This window comes from Catenuloplanes atrovinosus, from assembly GCF_031458235.1.
Taxonomy (GTDB): domain Bacteria; phylum Actinomycetota; class Actinomycetes; order Mycobacteriales; family Micromonosporaceae; genus Catenuloplanes; species Catenuloplanes atrovinosus.
The window spans coordinates 5,548,086-5,562,845 of the sequence record NZ_JAVDYB010000001.1; the positions used below are offsets into that span (position 1 = coordinate 5,548,086).

15 protein-coding genes and 1 pseudogene are annotated in these 14,760 nt (G+C 72.9%); 1 reads left to right on the plus strand and 15 read right to left on the minus strand.

What is annotated here, in order from left to right; all coding sequences use genetic code 11:
• Nucleotides 1–267: 267 nt before the first annotated feature.
• The 4 genes and pseudogenes from J2S41_RS24530 to J2S41_RS24545 form a co-directional block, all read right to left on the minus strand.
• Nucleotides 268–1,113 carry a hypothetical protein gene (locus tag J2S41_RS24530; RefSeq protein ID WP_310370883.1) on the minus strand — a complete coding sequence of 282 codons (846 nt, stop codon included), beginning with the start codon at nucleotides 1,111–1,113 and terminating at the stop codon, nucleotides 268–270.
• A complete protein-coding gene (locus J2S41_RS24535; protein WP_310376504.1) occupies nucleotides 1,110–1,994 on the minus strand; it encodes an RluA family pseudouridine synthase in 885 nt (294 codons plus the stop codon). The genes J2S41_RS24530 and J2S41_RS24535 overlap by 4 nt, the downstream gene beginning before the upstream one ends.
• Before the next feature lie 53 nt (nucleotides 1,995–2,047).
• A pseudogene (lspA, locus tag J2S41_RS24540) lies at nucleotides 2,048–2,709 on the minus strand (signal peptidase II).
• Entirely contained in the window at nucleotides 2,706–3,128 is a 423-nt protein-coding gene (locus tag J2S41_RS24545) for a TraR/DksA family transcriptional regulator (protein ID WP_310370887.1), read from the minus strand. Before J2S41_RS24545 ends, lspA begins: the two are co-directional and overlap by 4 nt.
• Between J2S41_RS24545 and J2S41_RS24550 the strand changes: the two genes are divergently transcribed.
• Nucleotides 3,106–3,741: a hypothetical protein gene (locus tag J2S41_RS24550; RefSeq protein WP_310370888.1), complete on the plus strand. Its 636-nt coding sequence runs from the start codon at nucleotides 3,106–3,108 to the stop codon at nucleotides 3,739–3,741. The genes J2S41_RS24545 and J2S41_RS24550 overlap by 23 nt on opposite strands.
• A 167-nt stretch (nucleotides 3,742–3,908) precedes the next feature.
• On the opposite strand, the gene J2S41_RS24555 is transcribed toward J2S41_RS24550, so the two are convergent.
• From J2S41_RS24555 to J2S41_RS24605, 11 genes are all read right to left on the minus strand, one after another.
• Complete coding sequence (locus J2S41_RS24555) at nucleotides 3,909–5,453, minus strand: potassium/proton antiporter (RefSeq protein WP_310370890.1); 1,545 nt, start codon at nucleotides 5,451–5,453, stop codon at nucleotides 3,909–3,911.
• A 13-nt stretch (nucleotides 5,454–5,466) separates the two neighbouring features.
• A complete protein-coding gene (locus J2S41_RS24560; protein WP_374728157.1) occupies nucleotides 5,467–5,772 on the minus strand; it encodes a DUF167 domain-containing protein in 306 nt (101 codons plus the stop codon).
• 45 nt (nucleotides 5,773–5,817) lie between these two features.
• Nucleotides 5,818–6,471: a hypothetical protein gene (locus J2S41_RS24565; protein WP_310370893.1), complete on the minus strand. Its 654-nt coding sequence runs from the start codon at nucleotides 6,469–6,471 to the stop codon at nucleotides 5,818–5,820.
• Nucleotides 6,472–6,492: 21 nt separating this feature from the next.
• The gene (locus tag J2S41_RS24570; RefSeq protein WP_307238717.1) at nucleotides 6,493–7,323 is read right to left on the minus strand and encodes a DivIVA domain-containing protein; all 831 of its coding nucleotides are present in this window, start codon (nucleotides 7,321–7,323) and stop codon (nucleotides 6,493–6,495) included.
• A gap of 70 nt (nucleotides 7,324–7,393) precedes the next feature.
• Nucleotides 7,394–7,693: a YggT family protein gene (locus J2S41_RS24575; RefSeq protein WP_310370897.1), complete on the minus strand. Its 300-nt coding sequence runs from the start codon at nucleotides 7,691–7,693 to the stop codon at nucleotides 7,394–7,396.
• 42 nt (nucleotides 7,694–7,735) lie between these two features.
• On the minus strand, nucleotides 7,736–8,494 hold the full coding sequence (locus tag J2S41_RS24580) for a cell division protein SepF (protein ID WP_310370899.1): 759 nt from the start codon (nucleotides 8,492–8,494) through the stop codon (nucleotides 7,736–7,738).
• A gap of 371 nt (nucleotides 8,495–8,865) precedes the next feature.
• Nucleotides 8,866–9,564: a YggS family pyridoxal phosphate-dependent enzyme gene (locus J2S41_RS24585; RefSeq protein WP_310370901.1), complete on the minus strand. Its 699-nt coding sequence runs from the start codon at nucleotides 9,562–9,564 to the stop codon at nucleotides 8,866–8,868.
• Nucleotides 9,565–9,634: 70 nt separating this feature from the next.
• Entirely contained in the window at nucleotides 9,635–10,741 is a 1,107-nt protein-coding gene (ftsZ, locus tag J2S41_RS24590; protein WP_310370903.1) for a cell division protein FtsZ, read from the minus strand.
• Nucleotides 10,742–10,969: 228 nt separating this feature from the next.
• The gene (locus J2S41_RS24595; RefSeq protein ID WP_310370905.1) at nucleotides 10,970–11,740 is read right to left on the minus strand and encodes a cell division protein FtsQ/DivIB; all 771 of its coding nucleotides are present in this window, start codon (nucleotides 11,738–11,740) and stop codon (nucleotides 10,970–10,972) included.
• A complete protein-coding gene (murC, locus tag J2S41_RS24600) occupies nucleotides 11,737–13,188 on the minus strand; it encodes a UDP-N-acetylmuramate--L-alanine ligase (RefSeq protein WP_310370906.1) in 1,452 nt (483 codons plus the stop codon). Before murC ends, J2S41_RS24595 begins: the two co-directional genes overlap by 4 nt.
• A gap of 49 nt (nucleotides 13,189–13,237) precedes the next feature.
• Nucleotides 13,238–14,713 carry an FtsW/RodA/SpoVE family cell cycle protein gene (locus J2S41_RS24605; RefSeq protein ID WP_310370908.1) on the minus strand — a complete coding sequence of 492 codons (1,476 nt, stop codon included), beginning with the start codon at nucleotides 14,711–14,713 and terminating at the stop codon, nucleotides 13,238–13,240.
• Nucleotides 14,714–14,760 lie beyond the last annotated feature (47 nt).

Consider the following 14,760-nt stretch of genomic DNA (forward strand, 5'->3'; position numbering starts at 1 on the left):
GTCTCGGTGCCCTCCACGGATGCATCCTCCCAGCGCCAATGGTCTGCCTGACAGGCTACGAAGGAAACCCGCTTCAGGCCACACCCGCATCCTCATCCCAATCGTCCGGCCAACAACCCGAAACCGCCGGACTCCGCAGACCCTAACGATGCGTGCCTGATCGTGCGGCCACCGCCCCGAACGCTGAACCGGGCCACCGGTGGAGAGGCTGCCGCGCTGCCGGATGGTTCAACGCGTGGGACCGCGCCGGGATGCTGCCATTCTCCCCTATCGGCCGCTCGGCGTCATCTGTGCGCCCGCCGGAGCCATGGATTCTGTGAGCCCGTCCACAGGCGGCCTGACCACGTCGTCCTGCTCCGGCAGCGGGGGCAGGAGCACGGAACGGTCGAGGCGGACGAGCTCCGGCGCCGGGTCCACCACCCGCACCTCGGGACGCTCCGCGACCGCCGCCAGGTCCGCCGGCGTGGCCCGAATCACGGCCGCGTAGAGACACGAACAGGCGTCCCGGAACGCGGTCGCCTCCGCGGCCGCGACCGTGGCCCCGCTGTCGTAGACCGGGCGCAGCGACGTCTCCTGCGCGGAGTCGCCGGTCAGCGTGGCGCTCAGCCGGCGGTAGTCCTCCGCCTCCCGCTCCTTGCGTTCGGCGATCACGCCCATGCCGGCGACCAGGTCGGCGGGGAGCCGCTGCACCGGGATGCGGACGATCTCCGTCTGGGTGTCCGGCAGCGGGACCCGGCCGACCACCACGGAGACCGCGCGGCCGGCCAGCGCCGCGGCCAGCCGGTCCGGCGCGAGGTACTCGGTGAACGTGACCAGCGCGTACGTGCCGGTGGTGCCGGTCAGCGCGGCCAACTCGGCGGCGGAGGCGTCGGCGTACCCGGGTATCGACCCGCCCTCGGCGACGCCGACGCGGACCACCTCGCCCACGGTCTCGTCGCCGGACGGCGCGGGCCGGTCCGCGGCCCAGACCGCGGTCAGCAGCACCGCGGTCGAGGCGGCCACGGCCGCGGCGGTCAGGAACCTCAACCGCGCGGGGGTACGGCCGGCGCGCGCCAGCCCGCGGCCGAGCGGCGGCAGGAGCCGAGCGTCGAGCCGCCGCAGCAGCCCGGTCAACTCGCCGCGCGCAGCACGTCGAGGGCGTGCTGCAGGTCGTCCGGGTAGGGGCTGACGAACCGCACCTCCTCGTACGTGCCGGGGTGCGTGAAACTCAGCTCGCGGGCGTGCAGCCACTGCCGGTGCAGGCCGGCCCGCTGCGCCAGCGTCGGGTCCGCACCGTAGGTGAGATCGCCCACGCACGGGTGCCGCATCGCGGACATGTGCACGCGGATCTGGTGCGTGCGCCCGGTCTCCAGCCTGATGTCGACCAGGCTGGCCGCGCGGAACGCCTCGATCGTGTCGTAGTGCGTGACGCTCGGTTTGCCGCCGGTCATCACCGCCCACTTCCAGTCCGAGGACGGGTGCCGGTCGATCGGCGCGTCGATCGTGCCGCGCAGCGGGTCCAGGTGGCCCTGCACCACCGCGTGGTAGCGCTTCTCCACCTCGCGCTCCTTGAAGGCGCGCTTGAGCACCGTGTACGCGTGCTCACTCTTCGCGACCACCATGAGGCCGGTGGTACCCACGTCGAGCCGGTGCACAACCCCCTGTCGCTCGGCCGCGCCGCTGGTGGCGATGGTGTGCCCGAGCCCGGCGAGGCCGCCGATCACGGTGGGGCCGGTCCAGCCGGGGCTCGGATGGGCGGCAACCCCGACCGGCTTGTCCACCACCACGATGTCGTCGTCGGAGTGGACGACCCGCAGGCCGTCCACGGTCTCCGCCACGATGCCGGGCGGCGCGGCCGGCGCGGGGAGCGTCACCTCCAGCCAGGCGCCGCCGGTCACCTTGTCGGACTTGCCGCGGCGGGTGCCGTCGACGTACGCGTCGCCGGCCTCCACGATCGCGGCGGCCGCGGTGCGGGAGAGCCCGAACAGCCGGGAGACGGCGGCGTCCAGCCGCATGCCGTCGAGGCCGTCGGGTACGGGGAGGGATCGGGTGTCACCGGAGGGTTGGGTCACGCGCTCGTGCTGTCCTTCTCGTCACTGTCGCCGGGGGCGGGCTTCCTGCCGCCGTCCGAGGATATCCGGGAGCCGTCCCGCTGCCGCCCGGACAGCTCCAGCAGCACGGCCAGCACCACGCCGACGCTGAGCGAGCTGTCCGCCACATTGAAGATCGGGAAGGCGCCGCCGCCGGGCTGGAAGACGCTGACGAAGTCGACCACGTGGCCGAGGAACGGCGAGGGCTCGCGGAAGATCCGGTCGACCAGGTTGCCGAGCGCGCCGCCCAGCACCAGGCCGAGCGAGATCGCCCACGGGATCGACCGCAGGCGCGTGGCCATCCAGCCGATCCAGATCACCACCGCGATCGTCACGATCGGGAAGATCCACGTGTAGTCCGCGCCGAGGCTGAACGCGGCCCCGCTGTTGCGGATCAGGCTCCAGTAGAGGACGCCCGGGATCACCGTCACGTCGTCGCGGTAGTTCAGCGTCGCGAGCGCCAGCTCCTTGGTCGCGAAGTCGGCCGCGACCATCACCGACGCGACCGCACCGAGGACGGTGACCGCCCGCCGGACGCTCCCGGGCGCGCTCGCCCCGGCCGCGTCCCCTGATCTCTCCGCGGGCGGCTGCTCAGCCTCCACCGTCACCGGTCCGTCCTCCCCGGCGGCGCGGAAGTCAGCGCCGCTCCTCCAGTTGCTTGCACTTCACGCACAGGGTGGCGGACGGGAACGCGGCCAGGCGCTCCACGGGAATCGGGTTCCCGCACCGCTCGCACCAGCCGTAGTGTCCCTCGTCCAGCCGCTCCAGCGCGCGCTCGACCTGGTTGATCCGCTCCAGGAGGTTGTTCGCGAGCGTGATCTCCTGCTCGCGCTCGAACGTCTTGGTGCCGGTGTCGGCCTGGTCGTCGCCCGCCGAGTCCCCCAGCCTCTCGCGCTGGAGGCCGGCGATCTCGATCAGGTTCTGATCGTACTCGTGGCGCAGCTCGTCCCGGCGCCCCGCGAGGGCGGCCCGGATCTTCTCGGTCTCGGCCGCGCTGCGGGTGCCCTTCGCCGGCGTGGACTTGCGGGTCGGGGTCTTGGTCTCGGCTGCCTTCGCCATCGTCGTCGCTCCCTCGGCCGCGCTGTTCGCGGCGGTCGGCGGTGCCTTGTCTGCCCGCGTCATGTCGGCCCGGGCCGTCCGGGTGGCCGGCCTGGCCCGGTTCGTCTCCATACCCTTCGTGGTGCTGTTACGTGGGGTTTTAACGGCTTTCGCCGTTTTTCCGGCTGGTACGGCGGTTGCCGTCTTCGCGGCCGGCACGGCCTTCGCCGTCGCCCTGCGCGAGGCGGCGGTCGCGGCCGGCGCCTTCGGCGGGGCCGCCTTCGCGGACGGCGCGGCGGACCCGGTGGCCTTCGCGGCGGCCTTCTTGCCCGCCGCGGCTTTCCCATCGGCCGCGGCCTTCGCGCCGGCCGTGGTCTTCGCTGTGCTGTTCTTCGTCCGGGCGCCCGGGGTCGCCGCGCCCGGCCCCCGGTTCGGCGAGCTGACCGTGCCCGTCGCGGCGGGACCGGCCGGTTTCGCCGCGGTGCCGGTGCGTGCGCGGTTTCCCGGCGCGGCGGCCGAGGCCCCCGCGGCCTTGCCGGCCCGTCCCGACACCTTACGGCCAGTGCCGGTCTGGTCGCCAGTAGTAACTTCTTTTGCCATGTCCACCCGCTTGACCATGGCGCCCCCCGCGTGAAAAACGGGCACACGGCGGGCCGCCGTGCACTCCGGAGGTTCGCAAGAATACGGACCGTGAGGGAATCCGACAACAGGGCGCACCGCAGTGAACGGTTTTCACCACGTTTGTCCGGGTAATTTATCGCAATACCGACAGACTCCTACTGCGATGCTCTAGCGTCTGCATCAGCGGTGATCAGGTGCGCCGCCGTCCGCGCCGTACTCGTTGAACCACCGGGCCAGCCGCCCCCGCCGGCTCACCGCGCGCAACCGGCGCTCCGCCACCCCGCGCACCTCCGCGGTCGCCACGATCAGCAAGCTGTCGCCGGAGCGCAGCCGGGTGTCCGGCGCCGGCACGAAGCCGGCGCCGTCCCGCACCACCAGCGTCACGGACGCACCCACCGGCAGCCGCAACTCGTCCACGTGCACGCCGCGCAGCCGCGACCCCGGCGGAATGGAGAGCGTCAGCAGGTCCGCGGCCATCCGGTCGAGCGGCGCGGTCTCCACCGACAGCTCGGTCGGCTCCGCGCCGGCCACCACGCCCAGCCGGCGGGCCAGCGGCGCCAGCGTGCCACCCTGGACCAGCGTGAAGATCACCACCAGCACGAAGACCACGTCGAACAGCCGCCGCGCGCCCGGCACCGACTCGGAGAGCGGGATGGTGGCCAACACGATCGGCACCGCGCCCCGCAGCCCGGCCCAGGACAGGAACGTCTGCTCCCGCCAGCCCAGCCGGATCCGCTCCCGCAGCGGGCGCACCAGCGCATACGGCAGCGCGGACACCACCACCGACAGCGGCCGGGCCAGCAGCACCAGCGCGAGACCGGCGACCAGCGCCTCGTCGATCGCGCCGGGCAGCCGGTCCGGCGCCGCCAGCAGCCCGAGCAGCACGAACAGGCCGATCTGCGCGGTCCAGGCCAGCCCGTCCGCGAACCCGAGGATGGCCTGCCGGTGCGGCAGCCGCGCGTTGCCGAGCAGCACGCCGGCCACGTAGACCGCCAGGAAGCCGGACGCGTGCGCGACCGCGCCGGCCGCATAGGCGAGCACGGTCAGCGCCACGGCCGCGATCGGGTAGAGCCCGGCGGACGGCAGCGCGGCGTGCCGGAGCAGCCAGCGCCCGCTCACCCCGACCGCGTAGCCGATCGCGGCGCCGGCCACCAGCTCGTACCCGATGATCGGCAGCTCGTACCACCAGGGGTGCGCGCCGAAGCCGGTGGTGGACAGCAGCACCACGACCAGTACCACCGGCGCGTCGTTCATGCCGGACTCGGCCTCCAGCGTGGCGACCAGCCGCGGCGGCAGGCGCAGGCGGCGCAGCGTGGCGAAGACCGCGGCAGCGTCCGTGGAGGAGAGCACCGCGCCGTAGAGCAGCGCCAGCCGCCAGTCCAGGCCGAGCAGCAGGTGCACCACCACGCCGACCGTGACGATGCTGACCGCCACGCCCACCGTGGAGAGCAGCGCGGCCAGCCCGAGCACCGGGCGCAACGTGCTCACCCGCGCGGTCAGGCCGCCCTCCGCGATGATCACTATGAGCGCGCAGAAGCCGAGCACCCGGGTCAGCTCCGCGTCGTCGAACCGGATGCCGAGCCCGTCCTCGCCGATCAGCAGCCCGATGCCCAGGTAGATGAGCAGGCTGGGAAAGCCGAAGCGGGTGGAGATGCGGACCGCGGCCACCGCGACCAGCACCACGGCGGCGCCGAGCAGCAGCGCCAGGTCTATGTCCCCGCTCACCGGCGGTCCGCGCTCACGGCGAGCCCGGCCCGTGCATCAGCGCGCGCACGGTCTCGGCCAGCGCGCCCGGCGCGTCCTCGATCAGGAACAGCTTGTCGCGGCCGGCGGCGCCGAGTCGGAGCGAGACGGACGCGGGCCGGACGCCCAGCGCGCCCGCGAGGGCCCTGCGCGCCGCCTCGGTGGCGCGGCCGTCGACCGGCGGGGCGGTGACGGCGACGACCAGCGCGGGGCCGTGCGGGCCGTCGTGCCGGCCGCCGACCCGCGCACGGGATGCACCGGGCTTGACCCGGACGGGCACGGAGAGGTCCATGCCCTGCATTCTCCCGAAGGGAACCGGGTGGAACCGATGACGGTCCTGTGAAGATCAGACGCGGCGTGCGTCCGCGAGCAGCGCGCTGTCCGGCTCGCACAGGCCGCAGGGGGTGAAGCCGAGCTCGACCGCCTCGTTGACCGGGAGCGGCTCGGCCTCCTTGTCCATCAGGTGGACGCAGCCGGCCAGGTGATAGCGCGGGCGGCCGTCCACCACGTACACGTCGGAGGTCATCCGGGCCACCCGGGCGGTCTCGGCGGCCGTCACCAGCTGCGGCTCCGGCTCGTCCTCCGGGTCCTCGACCGGCTCGCGCTGCGGCGGGACCGGCTCGCGGTAATCCGCCGCCGGCGGCTCGGACGCGCCGTACCCGGTGAACGCCTCGTCCCGGAACTCGGTCGAGGTGACCGGCGACGAGGTGCCCTCCCGGCGCTGCCGGCGGCCCTCGTACCCGGCGTACTCCTCGTCGAGGTACTCCTCGGCGGGCGCGCCGTACTCATCGCTCTTGGTGTCGGCCTCGGCCATCACGTCCGCGTTGTCGACCATCTCGGCGCGCGCGGCGGCCGCCTGCCGCATGCCGACGACAAGTGTCACGGCGGCCAGCAGGCTGCCCACGATCGAGCCGATCAGGAGCAGGCTGGACGCGCTCATCAGCCCGAGCACCAGCAGCGTGATCGCGACGAGGATGAGCAACAGGCTGATGACGATCATGGCTCACCCCCGTCGCGTCGACTAGCGGCCGGACTCGATCGAGGAGCCGCTGCGACCGCCGCCGTACGACGAGGCCAGCCCCGCCGCGGCGAGACCGCCGGAGCCACCGACCGCGCGGTTGCCCTCGCTGCGGGTCAGCTCCGCCTCGAGCCCCTGGCCACGACCGTCGAGGTCGCGCAGCTGGCTCTCGAGGTAAGCCTTCAGGCGGGTGCGGTACTCCCGCTCGAACTGCTTGAGCTCCTCGATGTGCTTCTGCAGGGCGGAACGCTTCGCGTCCAGGCCGCCCATGGCCTCCTGGTGACGCTGGCGGGCGTCGCGCTCCAGCGCGTCGGCCTTGGCCCGCGCCTCGCGGGTGACCTCCTCCGCCTTGGTGCGGGCGTCGGTCAGCAGCTTGTCCGCCTCGCGGCGCGCGTCGGCGACGTGGTCGTCGGCGGTGCGCTGCGCCATCATGAGCACGCGGAGAGCCTGCTGCTCACCGTCCGGGTTGGCACCGGGGCCACCCAGGCCACCGGCCGGCCCACCCTGCGCGCGGACCTGGTCGAGCTCGGCCTGCATGGCGCGAGCGGCCTGGTCGGCGGCGGCCTTGTCCCGCTGGACGCGGTCGAGCTGCGCCTTGAGGTCGTTCAGCTCGGCGGCCATGCGCGGGTCGGCGCCCGGCCCGGCCGGGGCGACGGGGCGGCCTCCCCCACGCTCCACCTGAGCGCGGAGCTCGTTGTTCTCTTCGATCAGACGGGCGAGCTCGCGCTCGACCTCGTCCAGGAAGGCGTCGACCTCCTCCTCGTCGTACCCCCGCTTGCCGATGGGGGGTTTTTTGAAGGCGACGTTATGGACGTCGGCCGGGGTCAGCGGCATCGAAACTCCTCGGGTCAGTTGCGGCCGCGTGGCGCGCTGGTCGTCAGGTTCTCAACCCGTTGCTCGTTGTTCACCTGATGATCAACGGCCGTACCACGAGTTCCATCAGCACGATCAGGATAACCAGCAGCACAAGGGAGGCCAGGTCGAAGCTCACGGTACCAATTCGCAGTGGTGGGATCACACGCCTCAACGCCTTGAGGGGTGGATCAGTGACGCTCCACACCGACTCCAGTGCCGCTGCCGCACCCCGGCTCGGCTGCCACCGCCGTCCGTACTGCAGCACCGCGCCCAGCACGAACCGCGCCAGCAGTGTCAGGAAAAACACGTACAGCAGCAGGTAGACGACTTGCAACACGATCGACAGCACGGTTAGCGGGGCCCCTAGTGACTCGGGTAAGGCAGCATCGGGTCAGGTCTGGCTGAAAAACCCGCCCTCGGCGATCTTGGCCTTGTCCTCCGCGGTGACCTGAACGTTGGCCGGCGAGAGCAGGAAAACCCGGTTGGTCACTCGCTCGATCGTACCCCGAAGACCGAACGCGAGTCCGGCCGCGAAGTCGACGAGGCGGCGGGCGTCACCCTCATCCATCTCGGTGAGATTGATGATCACGGGTACGCCGTCCCGGAAGTGCTCGCCGATCGTCCGCGCCTCCCGATACGTGGTCGGGTGCAGCGTGGTGATCTGGTAGCGCTGCTCCTCCTCCGGCGCGGACATCCGGCTCGGGGTGGGCAGCGGCGGGGCCAGCGCCAGGCTCTCCTGCGTGGGGTAGGTCAGCGCGCCGGACACCGCCCCACCCGTTCGGGTGATCGGCCGTACCGTGGCGGTCTGCTGCTGTTCCTGCTGCTCCCGCTCGCGCTCGGCGCGCTCGGCCTCGATCCGCTCCATCTCCTCGCGCACGGAGGAGCGGGACGGCCGCTCGTGCCGCTCCCGGTCGATGCGCGAGGTGCGGTCACGGAGGTCGGAGCGGCCACGGGTGCGGGGCACCGCGGGCGGCTCGTCGATCTCCTCGTCCTCGTCCTCGAAGTCCTCGGTGTACCGGCGGCGGTCGTGCTCACGGCCCCGGTAGTTGGAGCGGTAGCCGTCGTCGTTGTACCGGGAGTCGTCGTAGCGGGGGTCGTCGTCCTCCTCGACGAGACCGAGCCAGACGCCGGCCCTGCGCAGGGCGCTCATGCCGGCTCCCCCTCTTCGCCGCGGTTACCCATCGGGAGGCACCGAACCGATGCTTCGCGCGCGAACTCGCTCATCGAAACGACCTCCGCGCCGCGGAGGCGGACGGCGTGACGCACCGCGAGCCCCTGCCCCGTTCGCCGAGCGTGCTCGCCGAACCTCGTACCGTTACGCCCTCTCATGCCTGCCCCCACCTCGCCTCCGCCGTGACGGCACCGCCCCCTGCCGTGCCGTTGCCCTGCGGTGGAACCGTCGTCCATAGCGTCCGACCAGTCCCGCCCCGGACCGGCGAGGCCGGGGATACCCCCGCGGGACCGTCGTGAATCCCCCAACGCGGTTGAATCACACTCATGTAGTTCGGTTCCGCGGTCAGGCTACCGCAGCGGTGCGCGCATGCCGAGCAACGCGCCGCCCACCCTGACGTGTGTCGCGCCGTGCGCGATCGCCGCCTCCAGGTCGCCGCTCATGCCCGCGGAGACCAGCTCCGCGCCCGGATGGGCGGCCCGCATCCGCGCCGCGATCTCGGCCAGCCGGGCGAACGCGGCGGCCGGCTCCCAATCCTGCGGCGCCACCGCCATCACGCCGCGCAGCGTCAGCTCCGGGCGGGCCGCGACCGCGTCCGCGACCCGGTCCACGTCCGCGCCGAAGGCGCCGCCGCGGTGCTCCCGCCCGTCCAGGCTGACCTGCACCAGCACCTCGATCGGTGTGTCCCGCAGCCGGGCCGCCGCGGTGCCGAGCGCCTCGGCCAGCCGCACGCTGTCCACGGAGTGCACCGCGTGCGCGTACCCGGCGACGGACCGGGCCTTGTTGCGCTGCAACTGCCCGATGTAGTGCCAGCGGACCGGCGCGGTCACCGCCGCCGCCTTCGGCGCCGCCTCCTGGTCGCGGTTCTCCCCCACGTCCGTGACGCCGAGCGCGGCGAGGTGCTCCACGTCCGAGGCGGGGTAGGTCTTGGTCACCGCGATCAGCGTCACGCCGGCCGGGTCGCGCCCGGCCGCCGCGCACGCCGCGCCGATGCGGGCCCGCACCGCCGCCAGGTTGCCGGCGATCTCGTCGCGCCGCGCGTCAGTCACTGTTCTCCCCAGGTCACCGTGCCGGCCCCGACGACGCGGCCGGCCCGCCGAAGCGGACCGGCCGGGTCGCTCAGGAGCCGTTCTTCAGGAAGTCCGGCACGTCGACGTCGTCGAAGAGCACCTTGCGGCGCTGCTCCTGCGGCTGCGCCGGGAGCGGGTTGGAGGGCACCGGCGGCAGCGTCGGCGCCGGCTGCGGCTTGCGCACCGACTCGACCGGCTTGTACGCCGGAGCGCCGCCGTCGAACCCGGCCGCGATCACGGTCACTCGCACCTCGTCGCCGAGCGCGTCGTCGATCACCGCGCCGAAGATGATGTTCGCGTCCGGGTGGGCCGCGTCCGTCACCAGCTGCGCCGCGTCGTTGATCTCGAACAGGCCCAGGTCGGACCCGCCGGCGATGGAGAGCAGCACGCCACGCGCGCCGTCCATGCTCTGCTCCAGCAGCGGGCTGGAGATCGCCGCCTCGGCCGCCTCGACCGCGCGGTTGTCGCCCCGGGCCGAACCGATGCCCATCAGCGCGCTGCCCGCGCCGGACATGACGCTCTTCACGTCCGCGAAGTCGAGGTTGATCAGGCCCGGCGTGGTGATCAGGTCGGTGATGCCCTGAACACCGGAGAGCAGGACCTGGTCGGCCTGGCGGAACGCGTCCATCATGCTTATTCCGCGGTCGCCCAGCGCGAGCAGCCGGTCGTTCGGGATGACGATCAGCGTGTCGCACTGGTTGCGCAGCTCGTCGATGCCGGACTCGGCCTGCACCTGACGGCGCTTGCCCTCGAACGAGAACGGCCGGGTCACCACGCCGATGGTGAGCGCGCCGAGCTTGCGCGCGATGTTCGCCACGACGGGCGCGCCACCGGTACCGGTGCCACCACCCTCGCCGCAGGTCACGAACACCATGTCCGCGCCCTTGAGGACCTCCTCGATCTCGTCGCGGTGGTCCTCGGCCGCGTTCTTGCCGACGTCGGGATTCGCACCCGCGCCGAGACCGCGGGTCAGCTCGCGGCCCACGTCGAGCTTCACGTCGGCGTCACTCATCAACAGCGCCTGCGCGTCGGTATTGATCGCGATGAACTCGACACCCTTGAGCCCCACCTCGATCATCCGGTTGACGGCGTTGACGCCGCCGCCACCGATACCGACGACCTTGATAACCGCCAGGTAGTTGTGCGGAGGAGTCATCGGTCTGCCTTCCCTTCCCCGAGGTCGACGGGCATCGGCGACAAAGGCCCGGTCAGGCCGTGTCGACTCATGCGCCGAAACGTTGAGGTTGAGGCGGAACCCTCACCCTCTACTAGAGGTCGAGAGTTATGTCAACCACGCAACCTCTCCGGCAACGTATGCGGACGTGAGCCCTCATCCAAGGACCGACACGGCGTGTCGGCGGAGTCGGTTTCGGTGAAACCCGCCCTAGCGGAGCGAGACGACCTCGGGCGCGCTCACGTCGATCGTCTTCTCCTTGCGGTCCAGCAACGCCGTGGCCACGGAAGACTTCACCGGGCTCTGCGAGGAGTCGCCCCAGACGATGGTCCGCTCGCCGTCCAGGTTGAGCCGGATCCGGGCCGGCGCCTCCACCGTGACGGAGATCAACTTTGCGCGCAGTTCCGGGCTGAGCGCGGCCAGCACCTCGAGCCCGGCGCGCGTGTTGACGTCGTCCGGGCCGGGCTTCGCCACCACCAGCAGCGGCAGATCGCCGGGGCGCTCCGGCAGCGTGCGGAACGCCACGCCCTCGTCGTCCACCACGGCGAACGCGTCGCCCTGCGGCACCGCGGCCGCGCCGGTGCGCTCCACCACCTCGATCAGCAGCGTGCCCGGCCAGCGGCGGGACACCACCGCGCGGTCCACCGCGGGCAGCGCCTCCACCCGGGCCGCGACCGCGCCGATGTCCACCCGCGCCAGCGGCGTCAGGTCGGCCACCTGGGCGGCGTCGCGCACCCGCGGCGGGTCGAGCAGCACGGCGCCGGAGACCTCCACCCGGCGTACGCCGAGCACGCTGGTGCCGTAGATCATCCAGCCGATGCCGGCCGCGACCGCCACGACGGCCACGCCGACCGCCCACGGCAGCGCCGCGCGGATCCGCCGCTGTCGGGCGCGCCGCATGAACCGCCGCACGGACGGCGGGACCGCGTCCCGGTCCGCCCGCACCAGCCGCCACCGGCGCACCCCACCCGGATCGGTCACTCGACCGCGCCCTCCGGCACGCCCCGCGGTGCGCCGAGCGCGGCGATCAGCTCGTCGCCGAGCATGGAGCTGGGCGGTGCGCCCATGGTGACCACCACGTCGCCCGGCCGGGCGCGGCGGACCACCTCGGGTGCCACGCCGTCCCAGTCCGGCACGAAGACCTTGCGGTCGGCCGGCAGGTCGATCGCGGCGGTCAGCGACACGCCGCCCTCGCCCGGCAGCCGGGTCTCGCCCGGGCCGAAGACCTCCATGATCACGGCCTCGTCCGCGATCGACAGCGCGGCGGCCAGCTCGGCCTCCAGGTCGCGGGTGCGGTAGACCCGGTACGGCTGGAAGACCACGATCAGCCGGCCCTCGCCGGCCACCTCGCGGAGCGTCTCGATCGCGGCCTTGACCGACACCGGGTGGTACGCGTACTCGTCGTACACCAGGATGCCGTTGACCACGCCCTTGCGCTCGAACCGGCGGCGCACGCCGGGGAACGACGCCAGCGCCTCGACCACCTTCTCGATCGGCAGGCCGAGCCGGAGGGCGGTGAGCACCGCGGCCGAGCTGTTCAGCCCCAGCAGCCGGCCCGGGGTCGGCAGCGAGATCTCACCGAGCGCGAGCCCGTCCAGCTCCGCGCGGTAGCGCACGCCGGCCGCGGACGAGCGGACGTCGAAGATGCGCAGGTCCGCGTCGCCGGCCTCGCCGTACGTGTAGACCGTGTGCCCCTCCGCGCGCAGCGCCGCGGCCATCCGCCGGGTGCCGTCGTTGTCCGCACAGGCCACCACGAACCCGTCGCCGCGCCCGTTGACCGGCGAGTCGGCCAGCCGCGCGAACTCGCCGAAGGCCTGCTCCAGGCCGGCCAGGTCGCCGTACGTGTTCAGGTGGTCCGCGTCGATGTTGGTGATCAGCGCGACGTGCGGCCGGTAGCGCAGGAACGACCGGTCGCTCTCGTCCGCCTCGACCACGAAGTACTGCCCCGAGCCGTGATGGGCGTTCGACCCCACCTCGGAGATCTCGCCGCCGATCACGAACGACGGGTCCTCGCCCGCATGCTGCAGGATCAGCGTGAGCATCGACGTGGTGGTGGTCTTGCCGTGCGTGCCGGCCACCGCGATCGCCTGCCGGCCGGTCATGGTCGCGGCCAGCGCCTCGGACCGGTGCAGCACGCGCAGCCCGCGCCGGCGCGCCTCGACCAGCTCCAGGTGGTCCTGCGGGATGGCGGTGGAGTAGACGACCGTGTCGACGCCGTCCAGGTTGGACTCGGTGTGCGTCATGTGGATGGTGCCGCCGAGCGCGCGCAGCGCCGCCAGGTAGGGCCACTCGCGCAGCTCGCTGCCGCTGACCTTGATGCCGCGGGTGAGCAGCAGGCGGGCCAGGCCGCTCATGCCGACGCCGCCGACCCCGATCAGGTGCACCGTCCCCAGCTGCTCGGCGGTGAGTGCGCCGTCCGGCGTAGTCATGTCTCGATCAACCCTCTCGCGCACGGGTCATGGTCGTCAGGCAGGCCCATCATCCTCTGCGCTCCGGCCCGCCACGCAGCCGGGTGACCCGGTCCCGGGTGGCGGCCCGGGCCAGCCGCGCCGCCTGTCGCTCCTGGCCGGCCGGCACCCTGGTGGTGGCGCGCCGGGCGACCGGCGCGTCCGGCGTCCGGGCCGACGGCGGCAGCGGTGGCAGCGGCGCCCAGAGCAGCCGCACCCAGCGGGCCGGCGGGCGGGCGTTGAGCGCGCGGGCCGCGTCCGGTTCCGCGCGGGCGAAGGAGGCGAGCACTCCTATCGCGGCCAGCGTGACCACCAGCGCGGAGCCGCCGTCGGAGATGAACGGCAGCGGCAGGCCGGTGATCGGCAGCAGCCCGACCACGCCGCCGACGTTGACGATCGTCTGGATCACCAGCCAGGTGGTGATCGAGGCGGCGGCGAGCCGGCGGAACGGGTCCTGCACCCGGCGGGCGATCCGGTAGCCGGTGTAGGCCAGCACGGCGAAGAGCGCGAGCACCACGGCGCAGCCGACCACGCCCAGCTCCTCCGCGATCACCGCGAAGATGAAGTCGTTGTGCTCGGACGGCAGCCAGCCCCACTTCAGGCTGCTCTTGCCCAGCCCGGTGCCGAACCAGCCGCCGTCCGCGATCGCGTATCGGGCCTGCATGGCCTGGTAGCAGCCGGCCTGCGCGCACTCCTGGGGCGAGCTGAGGAACGAGGTGATCCGCCCGAGCCGGTAGTTGGGCGCGCCGGCCGCGCCGGAGCCCGCACCCTGGGACGCGGCCGCGATCAGCAGGCCGATGCCGCCCAGCCCGACCAGCGACAGCGCGGCGAACACGCGCAGCCGCACGCCGGCGGTCCAGAGCAGCCCGACCACGATGCCGAGCAGCGGCAGCATGGTGCCGGTGTCGTTGTAGCCGACCAGCACGAAGAGCAGGCCGACCGCGGGGCCGAGCGGCATGGACAGTTCGCGCCACCAGCCCATCGCCGCGCCCTTCCGGGCGATCATGTCGGCGCCCCACAACACCAGGCCGAACTTGGCGAGCTCGGACGGCTGGAACTGGACCGGCCCGATGTAGAGCCAGAGCAGGTTCGCGGAGACCGGGCCGATCCGCGGGGACGGGATCACGCCGAAGCCGTCCAGCACCACGAGCAGGTCCAGCACCGCGAGCAGGATCAGCGAGACCACCATCACCGGGAATCCCACCTGGCGCAGCGTGGTGGCCGGCAGCCGCTGCACCGCCCAGAACGCGATCAGGCCGATCAGCGCGAACAGCACCTGCTTGCTGATCATGGCGAACGCGTTGCCGTTCTCCGCGTACGCCCGGACGCTGGTCGCGGAGAAGACCATGGTCAGGCCGATCACCAGCAGCAGCCCGGAGCTGGCCAGCAGCAGGTAGTAGGAGGCGAGCGGCCGGGCCAGCAGCCCGCGCAGCGCGGCCAGGCTCCCGCCGAGGTCCACGCTCGCCTGCCGCTCCGCCGTCGTCGCCTCGCTCGCGCCCTCCGCCATGAGGCCCATCATGGGCGCCCGACACGCCGGGGCAACGCTACGCGCCG